The 318-nt window shown below is 60.1% G+C and carries 1 rRNA gene; it reads right to left on the reverse strand.

The features are described 5' to 3' along the window. Nucleotides 1-318: ribosomal RNA gene (locus J3481_RS14480) — 23S ribosomal RNA — on the reverse strand; the annotation flags it as partial.

The following is a 318-nucleotide window of genomic DNA, read 5'->3' on the forward strand; positions in this document are numbered from 1 at the left end:
GCTCTACCTCCACAACTCATCCCCTGACGCTAGCCCTCAAGCTATTTCGGGGAGAACCAGCTATCACCGGGTTCGATTGGCATTTCACCCCTACCCCCAGTTCATCCCCTGGCTTTTCAACGCCAGTGGGTTCGGGCCTCCATGCGGTGTTACCCGCACTTCACCCTGACCAGGGGTAGATCACCCGGTTTCGGGTCGATGTCGGCGAACTCGCGCCCTCTTCAGACTCGCTTTCGCTTCGGCACAGGCTCCGCCGCCTTCACCTCGCTCGCCAACATCACTCGCCGGTTCATTCTACAAAAGGCACGCCGTCACACC

This window comes from Alicyclobacillus fructus, from assembly GCF_017329605.1.
GTDB classification, from domain to species: domain Bacteria; phylum Bacillota; class Bacilli; order Alicyclobacillales; family Alicyclobacillaceae; genus Alicyclobacillus; species Alicyclobacillus fructus.